Consider the following 13984-nt stretch of genomic DNA (forward strand, 5'->3'; position numbering starts at 1 on the left):
CTACGAGGGGCCCCCGAGGCCACTCAATACTGTCTCGGCCCGCTGTCGCGCGCCTTCCTCGGCCTCGAGGTCCGGGGTGATGCCCCGGCCGTCGACACCGCGGCCGGTGGGGGTGCGGTAGTGGCCGACGGTCAGTTCTGCGACGGAGCCGTCGGGAAGCCGGCTCGGCATCTGGACCGAGCCCTTGCCGAAGGTCTTCGAGCCCACGACGACCGCGCGGCCACGGTCCTGGAGGGCCCCGGTGAGCAGCTCGGCCGCACTCATCGTGCCGCTGTCGACGAGCGCGACCACCGGTCTGGAGGTGTCGCCGCCGCGCTCGGCGTGCAGGGCGCGCTGGCGTCCGCGTACGTCGTACGTCGCCACGAGCCCGCCGTCGAAGAACGCCGACGCCGCGGTGACCGCCTCCGTGACCAGGCCGCCCGAGTTGCCCCGCAGGTCGAGGAGGACGCCGTCGCCGTGGGGGGCGTCGCGCACGGCGGACCGTACGCGATCGCCCGAGCCCCTGGTGAAGGAGGCGACCTTGATCAGGACGGTGCCGCCGGGGAGGCGGGAGACGGTGACGGACTCGGTGGCGAGGTTCGCCCGGCGCAGGGTCTCGGTCCACGCGCGCGTGCCACGCGCCAGGCCGAGCCGGACCGCCGTCCCCGCGTGCTCGCCGCGCAGCAGGGAGACGACCTCGGTGACGGGGCGGCCGGTGACGGGCCGGCCGTCGACGGTGCGGAGCCGGTCGCCCGGGCGCAGGCCCGCGTGCGCCGCGGGGGACCCGGAACCGACCTTGGAGACCTCGATCCGGCCGTCGGCGGTACGCCGGGCCCAGAGGCCGACGCCCGTGTACTGGCCGTCGAGTTCCTGCTCGAACTCCTTGTACTCGCCCTGCGAGTAGACCGCGCCCCAGCGGTCGCCGCTGCGGCTGACGGCCTCCTCGGCGGCCTGCGTAGGGGACTTGCCGTCGGCCATCGCCTCGGCGGCCGCGTCTCGCACGTCCTCGTGTCCGCCGCCGACGGCCGAACCGGCCGGGCGCTCCTCGGACTTGCTGCCCTCGGCGCTCCACGAACCCGTCGCGACGCCGGTCGCGAGGACGCTCGCGAAGACCAATGTCAGGGCCGCCCCGCGGCCGAAGCGGCGGGGCCGGGAGAACAGCTCGGGGCCCGACATGACGGTGAGTCTAGGACAACGCGAAGCGCCGTACGGCTCGTTGAACCGCACGGCGCCCTGCAACTCCGGGGACTCTTGTCACACCTTCAGATACTTGCGCAATGCGAAGAACGCGGCGATCGCGGGCATCAGCAGGCCGATCGCGAGGACGAGCGGCAGCTTGGTCAGGACCGCGTCCCAGCCGATGAAGTTGATCAGGTTCAGCTTCTCGGAGAGCGCCAGACCGTGGTCGATCATGAAGTAGCGGCCCACGAGGAGCATGCCGCAGGCGACCACACCGCCGATGACTCCGGCGACGGCGGCCTCCATGATGAACGGCATCTGGATGTAGAAGCTGGACGCGCCGACCAGGCGCATGATGCCGGTCTCTCTGCGGCGGCTGAACGCCGAGACGCGCACCGTGTTGACGATCAGCATCAGCGCGACGACGAGCATCAGCGCCATCACGGCGAGCGCCGCCCAGTTCATGCCGTTGAGGAGTCCGAAGAGGTTGTCCAGGATGCCCTTCTGGTCCTGCACGGACTGGACCCCGTCACGCCCGTCGAAGGCGGTCGCGACGACCTGGTACCTCTCCGGGTCCTTGAGCTTGATCCGGTACGACTCCTGGAGCTGGTCCGGCGTCAGCGAGCTGGCCAGCGGGGAGTCGCCGAACTGCTCCTTGTAGTGCTTGTACGCCTGGTCCGCCGACTCGTGCGAGACCTTCTCGACGACCGGCATCTTGCCCAGGTCGGAGACGATCTGCTGCTTCTGCTCGGCGGTGACGGCTCCCTTGGCGCACTTCGGGTCCGACTCGGCGTCGCCCTTGTTGCACAGGAAGATCGAGACGTTGACCTTGTCGTACCAGTAGCCCTTCATCGTGCTCACCTGGTCACGCATGAGCAGCGAGCCGCCGAACAGGGCGAGCGAGAGGGCGACCGAGACGATGACCGCGAAGGTCATCGTGAGATTTCGGCGGAGACCGACGCCGATCTCCGACAGGACGAATTGGGCACGCATGGCGTCTGCTCAGGCCTTTCTCAGTGCTCTGGTGCTCACGGGGCTCAGTGCTGGTAGCCGTAGACGCCGCGCGACTGGTCGCGGACGAGACGGCCCTTCTCCAGTTCGATGACGCGCTTGCGCATCTGGTCCACGATCTGCTGATCGTGGGTGGCCATCACGACGGTCGTCCCGGTGCGGTTGATCCGGTCCAGCAGCTTCATGATGCCGACCGAGGTCTGCGGGTCGAGGTTGCCGGTCGGCTCGTCGGCGATCAGGAGCTTGGGGCGGTTCACGAAGGCGCGGGCGATGGCCACACGCTGCTGCTCACCGCCGGAGAGCTCGCCGGGCATCCGGTCCTCCTTGCCGCCCAGGCCGACGAGGTCGAGCACCTGGGGCACGGACTTGCGGATCTCGCCACGGGACTTGCCGATGACTTCCTGCGCGAAGGCGACGTTCTCGCCGACGGTCTTGTTGGGCAGGAGCCGGAAGTCCTGGAAGACCGTGCCGAGCTGGCGGCGCATCTGCGGCACCTTCCAGTTGGACAGTCGTGCCAGGTCCTTGCCCAGGACATGCACCTGGCCGTGGCTGGTGCGCTCCTCGCGCAGTACCAGCCGCAGGAACGTGGACTTTCCGGAGCCGGAGGATCCCACAAGGAAGACGAATTCGCCGCGCTCGACCTCGAGGGACACATCCCTGAGGGCGGGCCGGGTCTGCTTGGGGTAGGCCTTGGAGACGTTGTCGAATCGGATCACGGGTGCGCCTCGGTGCATCGTGGGCGTCGGGGGTAGGTGAGCGTGACCATACGCGAACCCGGCTCCGCGGCGCAGTCGGCGCCCTTGGTTGAGCGGTTTGTCCCGATGATTGCCCGGTCACAGGCGGGTCCTGACGGGAACGGAACGGGTCCAAAGGGGCAGCATCCGGGGAGGCGCGCCGAAAACCCCGGAAGCTGGCACAGTGGTAGGGGGAACGGTTGCGTTCCCCGGAGCGTTGTGCGGAGAGAATTACGCTGTGGCGGCTCCGCCGCGCGGGAGGAGGAAGAGCGCATGACCTATGACCGGCTGGTGTGCGCGAACTGCGCGGCGCCCGTGAGCGAGGGCCGCTGCCCCGTATGCCGGGCGAACCGTGAGCGACTTCAGCAGGAGAGCCCGTTCGCGGGTCTGCACCCGATGGCCCTGATAGTTCTTGTGGCTGTTCTCATCGCGGCGGTGGCGCTCCTCGCCCACCAGACCGTCTAAGACACGAAGAAGGGCCCGGAGCCATGCTCCGGGCCCTTCTCGCGTCACGTGCGGACGTACGCGCCTACGGCTGCCTAGGCAACCGTGCGGCCGCCGCCGACGAGGCGGGGCAGCAGGCGGAAGCCGATACCGCCGGCGATCATCGTCGCGGCGCCGATCAGCAGGAACGTGGTCTCGGCGGCGCCGGTCTCGGCCAGCTCACCGCCGGACTTGCCGTTCTGGACGGGCTGGGCGACCGGCACGGAGCCGGTGTCCTGCAGGCTGTCCTTGCCCTGGCCCTGCTCGACCGGGTTGTTGCCGCCGTCGGGGTCGGTGTTGCCGTTCCCGCCGCCGTGGTTGCCGCCGCCACCGCCGTGGTGGCCGCCGCCGTTACCGCCACCGTTGCCGCCGCCATTGCCCGGCGTGGTCGGGTCCTCGGTCGGCTCGGTGGGCTCCTCCGTCGGGTCCGTCGGCTCCGAGGTGGGCGGGTCCGTCGGCTCCTCGGTCGGCGGGTCCGTCGGCTCCTCGGTCGGCGGGTCCGTCGGGTCCTCGGTGGGCGGGTCCGTCGGGTCCTCCTCGCCGCCGATGGCGACACCGGCTGCGACACCGTCCTCGCCCGCGTGCACCTTCACGCCGGCGCCCGGAAGGTTGACGCCGATGTCGAGGGCCGAAGCGGCGCCCGCGGCGGTCAGCGACGCACCCGCCGCGATCACCGCACCGGCTGCTATCCGCGCGACACGGATGCGCGTCTTCTTGGTCATCTGCCTGCTACCCCCAGTAGCTAATCGTTGATGGAGCAGCGCGCGGGACGGGGGCCGCCCGGGGGTGGTCGGCGACTGCCTGCCTCTCCCCCGGTCCACACGCGTCCCACTGATACGCATGCCGCGCGTCAGCCTTCCCAGTTTTCATGTCAGCGTCAAGGTCGTTGCGTACGTGATGCCCGAAATCAGGGGAGTTGGCCGACGTACGGACATGTGACTGTGACGTAAAAGGCAACTGCCGCCCGGTGGGCGGCAGTTGCCTTGTCGACAAAGCTGGAAAAGACCTGAGGTTACTTCTCCTGCTGCTTGCGCCAGCGAATTCCCGCTTCGAGGAATCCGTCGATCTCGCCGTCGAGTACCGACTGCGGATTACCGACCTCGAATTCCGTCCGGAGGTCCTTGACCATCTGGTACGGGTGCAGGACATACGAACGCATCTGGTTTCCCCAGGAGCTGCCGCCGTCGCCCTTGAGGGCGTCCATCCTGGCCCGCTCCTCCTGACGCTGCCGCTCGAGGAGCTTGGCCTGGAGGACGTTCATCGCGGTCGCCTTGTTCTGGATCTGCGAGCGCTCGTTCTGGCAGGAGACCACGATGCCGGTGGGCAGGTGGGTCAGCCGGACCGCGGAGTCCGTCGTGTTCACGCCCTGGCCGCCGGGGCCCGAGGAGCGGTAGACGTCCACGCGCAGCTCCGACTCGTCGATCTCGACGTGGTCGGTCTGCTCGACGACCGGGAGCACCTCGACGCCCGCGAAGGACGTCTGACGGCGGCCCTGGTTGTCGAAGGGCGAGATACGGACCAGGCGGTGCGTGCCCTGCTCGACCGAGAGCGTCCCGTACGCGTACGGGATCTGCACGGCGAAGGTGGTCGACTTGATGCCGGCCTCTTCCGCGTACGACGTCTCGTAGACCTCGGTCTTGTAGCCGTGGCGCTCGGCCCAGCGCAGGTACATGCGCTGGAGCTGCTCGGCGAAGTCCGCGGCGTCGACGCCGCCCGCCTCGGCGCGGATGTTGACCAGCGCCTCGCGGGAGTCGTACTCACCGGACAGGAGGGTGCGGACCTCCATCTCGTCCAGCGCCTTCTTGACGGAGGTCAGCTCGGACTCGGCCTCGGCACGGGTGTCCGGGTCGTCCTCCTCCTCGGCCATCTCGAAGAGCACGCTCAGGTCGTCGATCCTGCCGCGCAGGGTCTCCGCCTTGCGCACCTCGGCCTGGAGGTGGCTCAGCTTGCTGGTGATCTTCTGTGCCGCGTCGGGGTCGTCCCACAGGGACGGTGCGGCTGCCTGCTCCTCGAGCACGGCGATATCTGCCCTCAGCTTGTCGAGGTCCAGGACGGCCTCGATCGACTCCATGGTCGAGGAGAGGGACTTGAGCTCTTCGGAAACGTCGACGACTGCCACGACACCAGCGTAACGGCTGGGGCAAGTGCTCCGGTCCTGGTGGCCGCGGGGCCGGGTCCGGGGGCCTGCCGGACCGCCTCAGGGAGAGGCAGGAGCCGACTGCCCGGGGTTCTTGCCCGGCGTCGCGTCCGCGTCGTCGCCGCCCACGGCCGCCCACGTGCCGATGCCGGCCGCCACCACCAGGACGGCTCCGGCCACGCCGAGCGTGATCCTCCGGCGCCGGGCGGAGGCGCGGTGGCGGGCCGAGCCGGGGCGGGGCGCTCCGGCCGCGCGAGGGGCGCGGGCGGTACCGCGGGCGCCGCCCGCCAGCTCGTCGGGGGCCGGGACGCGCATCGACGTGTGCGTGTCCCTGTTCGAGTCGGCCGGGGTTGCGCCGGGGACCAGCGGGACGGCGCCACGGCGGGCGGCGGGCGCCTCGGGCGCGGCCGGGGCGGCCTCCGGCTCCGGGTCGGGCTCGGTGTCCGGCTCGTCCACGTCCAGGGGCGCCATCCCGGCGAGCTGGGGCAGCTGCTCGCGCAGACGGGCCGCCAGCTCGGAGGCGCGCAGACGGGACGCGGGCGCCTTCGCCAGGCACTGGACGAGGAGCTGCCACAGCTCGTCGGGGATACCCGGGAGCGGGACGACCGTCTCCGTGACGTGCCGGCGCAGGATCGCACCGGGGTGGCCGCCGCCGAAGGGCGTGAACCCGGCGAGCAGCTCGTACAGGACCGTCGCCAGGGCGTAGATGTCGACGGCGGCGCGCGGCGGGAGACCCTCGATGAGTTCGGGGGCGAGGTAGTCCGGGGTGCCGATGATCTTCGTGGCGCGGGTGCGGCGCGGGGAGTCGATGAGCTTGGCGACGCCGAAGTCGGTCAGGAGCGCCGGGTGGGAGCCTCCGGGGCCGAGGGGGCCCTGCATGTCCAGGAGGACGTTCTCCGGCTTCACATCGCGGTGCACGATCCCGGCGGCGTGCGCGGCGGCGAGCCCGTCCGCGATGTCCGCGACGATGGCTACCGCGGCCTCGGGGGCCAGGCGCCGTTCACGGTCGAGCCGGGTGCGCAGGTCGGTGCCCCGTACGAGGTCCATGACCAGGGCCAGGTCGTTCCCGTCGACCACCAGGTCACGGACGCCGACCACGCGCGGGTGGTCGAGGCTGAGCAGGGCGGTGCGCTCCTGGACGAAGCGGCCCACGAGCTCCTGGTCGGAGGCCAGGTCCTCACGCAACAGCTTGATGGCGACGGGCCCCTCGGGTCCCTCGCCCAGCCACACCGTGCCGGCGCTGCCGCGTCCCAGGATCTGGTTCGCGGTGTACCGGCTGCCGATCTTCCGTGCCAAGACTGCTCCTACAGACGCGTGTTGGCGCCCAAGCTACGCGGCTCGGACGCCAACCATCACATCCCCGGGGGAAATCACCCTCTGGAAGTCGACAAATCTCCAACATCACGCCCAACGCCGGGCGCGCGTGGCTCACTTCAGTTGCCGGAGCCCCCGCTGCCGCTTCCCAGGTCGCCGATCCAGCCGGTGACCGTGTCGTACCAGTCCGACAGCTGGGCCCAGTAACCCTTGCCCGTGCCGATCCAGTCCTGGAGCGGGGTGAACTCCCAGACGAGCCAGCTCACCACGAACAACATGACGATCATGAAGAGGCAGCCCTTGAGGCAGCCGAGCCCCGGAATCTTCATCCGGTTCGCGCTGCGCTGCCGCGGCTCACGCTGCGGCGCCTGCGGCTGCGGCTGGCGGGGCTGCTGCGGCGGCGCGTACTGCTGCTGCTGGGGCTGCGGCGCGTACCGCTGGGGCGGCTGCTGCTGCGGCTGCTGCCGACGGGGCTGCTGGGGCGCGTACTGCTGCTGGGGCTGCTGCTGGGGCTGCTGCTGCGGGTGCCCCTGCTGGCGCTGCGGCCGACGGCGCAGCGGGTCGTCGTTCGGGTCCAGGTACTGGACCTGCGTCTGCTCGTTGCGGTCGCGGGCCGCCCGCATCTGGTTCTGCCAGGGGTGCGGGTCGTCCGGGTTCGCGCCCGGCTGGTGCGGCGGGACCGGCGGCATGACGGCCGTCGGGTCGGCCGCGCCCCGGTTCGGCAGGACCGAGGTGGGGTCGGCGTCACCCATGCCGGTGGACTGCATGACGCTCGTCGCCGCGTTCGGGTCGTACGAGCCCGCGTTACTGGGCAGGACCTGCGTCGGGTCTGCCGCGCCGGGCATGCCGGGCACCTGGGCGGGCGCCGGGTCCGGCATGAGGAGGGCGCCGACGCCCTCGGCGGCCGCGATCTGCGCGGAGTTCGCGTGCACGCCGATCCCCTCGGCGACGGCGCGCAGGCCGCGGGCGAGGTTCTCGGCGCTGGGGCGCTCCTCGGGGTTCTTGCGCAGGCAGCGCTCTATGACCGTCCACAGCGGGTCGGGCACCGTGGACGGGCGGCGCGGTTCGGCGCTCAGGTGCTGGTGCAGGACCTCGAGCGCGGAGCCCCCGGAGAACGGCGGCCGGCCCGTGACCAGCTCGTACAGCAGGATTCCGGCGCCGTAGATGTCCACCGCGCTGGTCTGCGGGCGGCCCTCGGCGGACTCCGGCGCGACGTACGCGGGCGTGCCGACGAATTCGTGGGTGCGGGTCAGGCCCGGGGAGTCGGCGAGGCGGGCGATGCCGAAGTCGGTGAGCATCGGGTGCATCTCACCGCCGCCCTGCTTCAGCAGGACGTTCGCCGGCTTCAGGTCGCGGTGCACGACGCCGTCCGCGTGGCTCGCCGCGAGCGCGTCCGCGACCTGGGCGGTCAGCAGGGACGCGGCCACCGGAGAGAAGGGGCCGTTCTCGCGGAGGTAGCGGTGCAGGTCGGGGCCTTCGACCAGGTCCATGACGAGCGCGAGAAGCTCGCCCTCGACGACCAGGTCGCGGGTGCGCACGATGTTCGGGTGCGTCAGGCGGAGCAGCACGGAGCGCTCGCGCAGGAAGCGCATCACGACATCCGCGTCGTTGGCGAGCTCCTCCTTGAGGACCTTGATCGCCACGGTCTCGCCGGGCTGCCCGGCGACGGCCGCCTCGGCCCCCGCGGTCTCCCGCTGGCGGGCCCGCCAGACGGTGCCCGTGGCGCCGCGTCCGATCGGCTCCTCGAGCAGGTATTTACTGCCTACCGGCCGCACGTCATGCGCTCCCTGCTTGCTGCGTACTGGCGTACTGCTTGGTCTTGCTCGTTCTTGGGTGTTCCGACCCACTGTAGTGCCGTCGAACAACCCACTGTCTGTTGATCTTCCGCGACTCCCCCGCCCGCCGGAGCCGCGTTCGACGGAAAGACGCTCGGGGTGGGCTGTTGGTTGCCGCCGGCAAGGGCGTGGGCGGTCCCAAGCGGCATCATGCAGGCACTTTTGCGGGCAGAGCCGACCAATCAAGATCACTTACGGGTGGCCGACGGGCGTGTTGTCGGTGGCAAGTGCGAGGATGCCTCTCGTACTGGCCTACGTGCCCGTTGTGCGGTGGGGGATCTGCGGTGGGGTGACCGCGGTGCAGCCCCTTCCCGGGCGCCCGCGCAGAAGGGACCGCTGACGCGATGCAGATCCGGCTGACCGTCGTAGACCCCCTGGGGACGCGCCCCGACCCGCAAGGCCGCGCGGCGTCGTGCGACGTGCTGGTCACCGCCCCGGCGGGCACCGCGCTCGCCGCGGTGGCCTCCGCCCTGGTGGCGGCCGTCGCGGGCGGTGAGGGCACGGCGATTCTCTACGCGGGACCCGAGCGGCTCGACGGGCAGCGGTGCACGCTGGGCGAGCCGCCGCTGACCGACGGGGCCGTGCTGTCCCTGGGCGTTCCCGCCGAGCCGGGTCCCGAGATCGACGGCGCCGCGGCGCAGCTCCATGTGGTGGCGGGGCCCGACGCGGGCGGTGTGCATCTGCTGCACGGCGGCGAGATCCGCGTGGGCCGCTCCGCGGACGCCGATGTCGCCCTCGACGACCCCGATGTGTCCCGGATGCACTGCGCTGTGACACTCGGCACCGACGGCCGGGTGACGGTCACGGATCTGGGCTCGACGAACGGGACGACGGTCGACGGCAGCCCCGTCGGGGACCGTCCCGCCCGGCTCGCCCCCGGCGCCCTCCTGCGCCTCGGCGAGTCCACTCTGCGGCTGGCCCCCGAGGGTGCCGCGGGTTCCTCGGCTTTCACCGGTTTCTCAGGTTCCCCGGGATCCGTACTGCGGACGGCGCCCGACGGCGAGGGCCACGTACGCGTGACGGCCCCGGACACGGGCGCCCTCGAAGACCCCTCCGCCGATCCCGCTCTCGCGGGCGAGACCCGGCACGCGTACGGGCCCGCCGCGCTCGCCGCCGGTTCCGGCCCCGTGGTGCCCGAGCAGGGCGGGCCGCCCGCCGTCGAGAGCACGCCGACCATCACCCCCGCGCGCGGGACACCCATGCCGCGCGAGCAGCGCAGACGCGGCGGGCTCGGCGCCTGGGCACGGCGCCTGGCCGGCGGGCGCACGGGCGAGGACGCGTCCCCGTACGACAGCGGCGCCTACGACGGCGAGCCGCCGCACATCCCCGAGACCTTCGCGCCCGCCTCCCCCTCCTCCAGGGGATCCTCCGAGGCGTGGCCCGACGCCGCCGCGCTGCTGCTCACCGCGCTCGGTCCGGGGCCCCGGCTCTGGGAGCGCGGCCCCGAGCACCCCGAGGCGCTCGCGGTGCGGCTGGGCACGGACGACCGGACGTCCCCGGACCGCACGGGGCTGCTGCCCGGCGTGCCGGTGACGGTGGGGCTGCGGGAGGCGGGCGCGCTCGGTCTCGCCGGGCCGCGGGCGCGGCTGTCGGGCGTGGCCCGTTCCGTCGTCGCGCAGCTCGCCGCGCTGCACTCGCCGGACGTGCTGGAGATCGTCCTGGTCAGCACGGACCGGTCGCGCGGCGTCCAGGACCGCGCGGCCGAGTGGTCCTGGCTCGGCTGGCTCCCCCATCTGCGTCCCGCGCACGGCCAGGACTGCCGGCTCCTCCTGGCGTACGACCGCGAGCAGGCGGTGGCCCGCACGGGCGAGCTCGTGCGCCGCCTCGACGACCACATCGCGGATGAGTCGCGCCGCCCGGACGCCGGGACGGCGGCCGCCCGCGTGGGGCAGCAGCAGGCCGGCTTCGGGCCCATGGTGCCGAGGTCCCGTTCGGGTGAAGCCGCCGACGCCGGGGAGCGCGGTGGCCGTATGACCGCGCCCGGGCCGTACGGGCACGAGGGTGCGGGAGGCCGGTCCGACGCCACAGCGGACGGCCGTGGGGATTTCAGGCCCACCACGGACCGGGACGGGCGCGCGTCGGAGTACGCCGCCGGGCACCCTGCCGCGGAGGAGACCTGGCCGCCCGGGACGTCACAGGGACCCGGCGCCGGGCACCGCTGGACCGGCCCGCTGACCGTTCTCGTCGTCGACGGGGACCCGGGGTCGGCCGGGCTGCGCGAAGCCACCGTGCGGCTCGCGACGGAAGGGGGCCGGGCCGGGATCCACGTCATCTGTCTCGCCGAGGCCCCCTCGTCCTCGCCCGCGTCGCCGGTCACCCAGACCTATGAGATGGCGTGCGCCGTGTCGCCCGCGTTCAAGTCGTGCGGCGCCGTCGCGCTGCTCAGCGGGGACGTGGCGACGGCTCTGCGGCTGTTGCGGACGTCCCACGGCCAGGTCGTCGGGCACGGGACGGTCGCCGCGATCGACGCGGTGTCGGCGGCCTGGGCCGAGCGCTTCGCGCGGGCCCTCGCCCCCTTGCGCACCGACAGCGGCCCGAGCGAGCCGCACCCCAGGGTCTCGGCCCCTCTACCCCAAATCTCCCGCCTCCTGGACGAGTTGGGGCTCGCGCGGGCCACGCCCGCATCCCTGATGGCCCGCTGGGCCGCCGCCGGGGACGACACGGAGGCGCTCGGCGGGCGCGCCTGGGCCGTGCTCGGCGCCGGGCCGCGCGGCCCGGTCGTCGTGGACCTGGCCGCGGAGGGCCCCCATCTCCTGATCGAGGGCCCTGCGGGCAGCGGCCGTACGGAGCTGCTGCGCTCGATCGGCGCCTCGCTCGCGGCGGCCGAGCGGCCGGACCGGCTCGGGCTCGTCCTCGTCGACGGCCGGGACGGCACGGGCGGCGCCGACCGGGGCGACGGACTGCGCGTCTGCACGGACCTGCCGCACGTCACGACCCATCTGGCGGCCAACGACCCGGTGCGTATGCGGGAGTTCGCCCAGTCGCTCGCCGCCGAGCTGAAGCGCCGTGCCGAGCTGCTCGGGCGGCAGCACTTCGCCGAGTGGCACACCCAGCGCGAGGTGTCGGGCCGGATGGTCTCCCAGCGCCCCGCGCCGCCGCGCACGTCCGACCAGGGCGCCGGGGACCTGGAGGCGCCGCCCAGCTCGACCATGCGCCTGCGGCCCGCCGCCGCCCGCAAGGAGGCCGATCCGGCGCCGCCCCTGCCCCGGCTGGTTGTTTTGGTGGACGACCTGGACGCGCTGCTCTCGCCGCCGCTCGGCTCGCCGGGTCGGCCCGCCGCGGGATCCGTCGTACGGGCCCTGGAGGCCGTCGTCCGGGACGGCGAGCGGCTCGGGGTGCATCTGGTCGCGGCCCGCGCGTCCGGTTCCGAGCCGGCGTGGGGTGTGGCGCTGCGGGTCGCGCTCGACGCCCCGCCGGCCGGTCCCGACGATCCGGCGCCCGGCCGCGGCCGGCTCTCCGGCGCCGACGGACGCGAGCTGGCGTTCCAGGCGGGCCGGGTCACGGGGCGCATCCCCCGTACGGCCACGCAGCGGCCCACGGTGGTGCCGCTCGACTGGACGCGGATGGGCGACCCGCCGACCCGGCGTCCCGTAAGGGAGCTGGGGAACGGCCCGACCGATCTCGCCCTGCTGGCCAGCGCGCTGGAGCGGGCCGCTCGTTCCGTCGCGGCACGGGAGGTGCCGTCCCTCCTGTGACGGCACGTCCGGCAGGACGGCCCGAGAATTCCCAACTCGCATGTTCAAGGCCGACATCACGACCCCGTCACGATCTTGGAGCTGACACCGCAGGTGCCCTTGCCGGGTGTCCCCGGCCGGGCGTAGAACCAGACGCCACGGGACAGCGCACATACGTACGTTCAGCGTTCGGGACGTACGTTCAGCGTTCGCGACGAGAACGGGGCAGCGATGCGCAGCATTCGTACACGCACGACATCAAGGGCGTCCAGGACGCCCGGGGCAGCGAAAGCCGCGGCGGCAGTTCTGACCGCGGGCGCCCTCGCGCTGACGCTGACCGCCTGTGGCGGCGGGGACGGCAAGGAGAAGAGCGGCAAGGACCCGAGCGGCGGCGAGAGCAGCAGCGCCTCCGTCAAGCTTCCCAAGCTCGACGGGCAGACCCTGGAGGTCGCGGCCGTCTGGACCGGGCCGGAGCAGGAAAACTTCACCAAGGTCCTCAAGGAGTTCGAGAAGCGCACCGGCGCCAAGGTCAACTTCGTGCCGACGGGCAACAACACCGCCACGTTCCTCAGTACGAAGATCGAGGGCGGCAAGCCGCCGGACGTGGCGTTCCTGCCGCAGGTCGGCGTGCTGCACCAGTTCGCCGACAAGGGCTGGATCAAGCCGCTGGGCAGCGAGGCGCAGGCCCAGGTCGACAAGAACTTCTCGGCCGGCTGGAAGAACCTCGGGGCGTACAAGGGCAAGCAGTACGGCGTCTATGTGAAGGCCGCCAACAAGTCGCTGGTCTGGTACAACACGGCCGCGTTCGAGGCGGCCGGGATCTCCAAGACCCCGAAGACGTGGGCCGACTTCCTGTCCACCGCGCAGACCCTGTCCGACGCGGGCTCCCCCGCGGTCTCCATCGGCGGCGCGGACGGCTGGACGCTCACCGACTGGTTCGAGAACATCTACCTCTCCCAGGCGGGCCCGGAGAAGTACGACCAGCTCGCCGCCCACAAGATCAAGTGGACGGACCCCTCCGTGAAGGAGGCGCTGACCACGCTCGCCCAGCTGTGGGGCAAGGACGACCTGATCGCGGGCGGCCGCAAGGGCGCGCTCGGCACGGAGTTCCCGAAGTCCGTCACGCAGACGTTCTCCGGTGACACCCCCGCGGCCATGGTCTACGAGGGCGACTTCGTGACCGCCAACATCAACGCGGACACCAAGGCCAAGGTCGGCACGGACGCCAAGGTCTTCCCGTTCCCCGCGGTCGGCGACAAGGCCCCCGTGGTCAGCGGCGGCGACGTGGCCGTGGCGCTCAAGGGCGGCAAGGGTGCCCAGGCCCTCGTCACCTTCCTCTCCTCGACCGACGCGGCCGAGATCTGGGCGGCGCAGGGCGGCTACATCTCCCCCAACAAGGAGATGGACACCTCCAAGTACAAGGACGCGGTGACCCGGGACATCGCGAAGGCGCTGCTCGCGGCGGGCGACGACTTCCGCTTCGACATGTCCGACCAGGCGCCCGCGGCGTTCGGCGGCACGCAGGGCGTCGGTGAGTGGAAGGGCCTCCAGGACTTCCTGAAGAACCCGAAGGACGTCGCCGGGACCCAGCGCCAACTCGAGGCCGACGCCGCCAAGGCGTACAAGAACGGCTGACGG

The 13984-nt window shown here is 72.3% G+C and carries 10 protein-coding genes; 3 read left to right on the forward strand and 7 right to left on the reverse strand.

The genetic code is table 11. From position 1 onward, the window contains the following. From ACWFR4_RS23620 to ftsE, 3 genes are all read right to left on the reverse strand, one after another. Positions 1 to 1155, reverse strand: a complete 1155-nt coding sequence (locus ACWFR4_RS23620; RefSeq protein ID WP_453654344.1) for a S41 family peptidase — start codon at positions 1153 to 1155, stop codon at positions 1 to 3. Positions 1156 to 1233: 78 nt separating this feature from the next. Further along, on the reverse strand, positions 1234 to 2151 hold the full coding sequence (ftsX, locus tag ACWFR4_RS23625) for a permease-like cell division protein FtsX (protein WP_453469063.1): 918 nt from the start codon (positions 2149 to 2151) through the stop codon (positions 1234 to 1236). 44 nt (positions 2152 to 2195) lie between these two features. Further along, positions 2196 to 2885, reverse strand: a complete 690-nt coding sequence (gene ftsE / locus ACWFR4_RS23630) for a cell division ATP-binding protein FtsE (RefSeq protein WP_116512695.1) — start codon at positions 2883 to 2885, stop codon at positions 2196 to 2198. Between the two features lie 291 nt (positions 2886 to 3176). On the opposite strand from ftsE, the gene ACWFR4_RS23635 reads away from it, so the two are divergent. After that, a complete protein-coding gene (locus ACWFR4_RS23635; protein ID WP_266563623.1) occupies positions 3177 to 3368 on the forward strand; it encodes a hypothetical protein in 192 nt (63 codons plus the stop codon). Positions 3369 to 3442: 74 nt separating this feature from the next. On the opposite strand, the gene ACWFR4_RS23640 is transcribed toward ACWFR4_RS23635, so the two are convergent. The 4 genes from ACWFR4_RS23640 to ACWFR4_RS23655 all read right to left on the reverse strand — a co-directional run bounded on the left by ACWFR4_RS23640 (position 3443) and on the right by ACWFR4_RS23655 (position 8612). Continuing rightward, positions 3443 to 4108 (reverse strand): hypothetical protein, encoded by a 666-nt coding sequence (locus tag ACWFR4_RS23640; protein WP_453654346.1) that lies wholly within the window; start codon positions 4106 to 4108, stop codon positions 3443 to 3445. 290 nt (positions 4109 to 4398) lie between these two features. Then, a complete protein-coding gene (gene prfB, locus ACWFR4_RS23645; RefSeq protein WP_453460014.1) occupies positions 4399 to 5505 on the reverse strand; it encodes a peptide chain release factor 2 in 1107 nt (368 codons plus the stop codon). A gap of 78 nt (positions 5506 to 5583) precedes the next feature. Continuing rightward, positions 5584 to 6819: a serine/threonine-protein kinase gene (locus ACWFR4_RS23650; protein WP_116512691.1), complete on the reverse strand. Its 1236-nt coding sequence runs from the start codon at positions 6817 to 6819 to the stop codon at positions 5584 to 5586. Positions 6820 to 6956: 137 nt separating this feature from the next. Beyond that, positions 6957 to 8612: a protein kinase domain-containing protein gene (locus tag ACWFR4_RS23655; RefSeq protein WP_453654348.1), complete on the reverse strand. Its 1656-nt coding sequence runs from the start codon at positions 8610 to 8612 to the stop codon at positions 6957 to 6959. 404 nt (positions 8613 to 9016) lie between these two features. Between ACWFR4_RS23655 and ACWFR4_RS23660 the strand changes: the two genes are divergently transcribed. Then, entirely contained in the window at positions 9017 to 12367 is a 3351-nt protein-coding gene (locus ACWFR4_RS23660; RefSeq protein WP_453654350.1) for an FHA domain-containing protein, read from the forward strand. 210 nt (positions 12368 to 12577) lie between these two features. Beyond that, positions 12578 to 13981, forward strand: a complete 1404-nt coding sequence (locus ACWFR4_RS23665) for an ABC transporter substrate-binding protein (RefSeq protein WP_453654352.1) — start codon at positions 12578 to 12580, stop codon at positions 13979 to 13981. The last annotated feature ends 3 nt before the right edge of the window (positions 13982 to 13984 follow it).

The sequence above is a fragment of the Streptomyces sp. NPDC055140 genome, assembly GCF_053607285.1.

Bases quoted from the DNA above. Each gene is read 5' to 3' on its own strand.
- ACWFR4_RS23660 (WP_453654350.1), top strand. From the start codon at position 9,017: ATGCAGATCCGGCTGACCGTCGTAGACCCCCTGGGGACGCGCCCCGAC.
- ACWFR4_RS23620 (WP_453654344.1), bottom strand. From the start codon at position 1,155: ATGTCGGGCCCCGAGCTGTTCTCCCGGCCCCGCCGCTTCGGCCGCGGG.
- ACWFR4_RS23640 (WP_453654346.1), bottom strand. From the start codon at position 4,108: ATGACCAAGAAGACGCGCATCCGTGTCGCGCGGATAGCAGCCGGTGCG.
- ftsX (WP_453469063.1), bottom strand. From the start codon at position 2,151: ATGCGTGCCCAATTCGTCCTGTCGGAGATCGGCGTCGGTCTCCGCCGA.
- ACWFR4_RS23635 (WP_266563623.1), top strand. From the start codon at position 3,177: ATGACCTATGACCGGCTGGTGTGCGCGAACTGCGCGGCGCCCGTGAGC.
- ACWFR4_RS23665 (WP_453654352.1), top strand. From the start codon at position 12,578: ATGCGCAGCATTCGTACACGCACGACATCAAGGGCGTCCAGGACGCCC.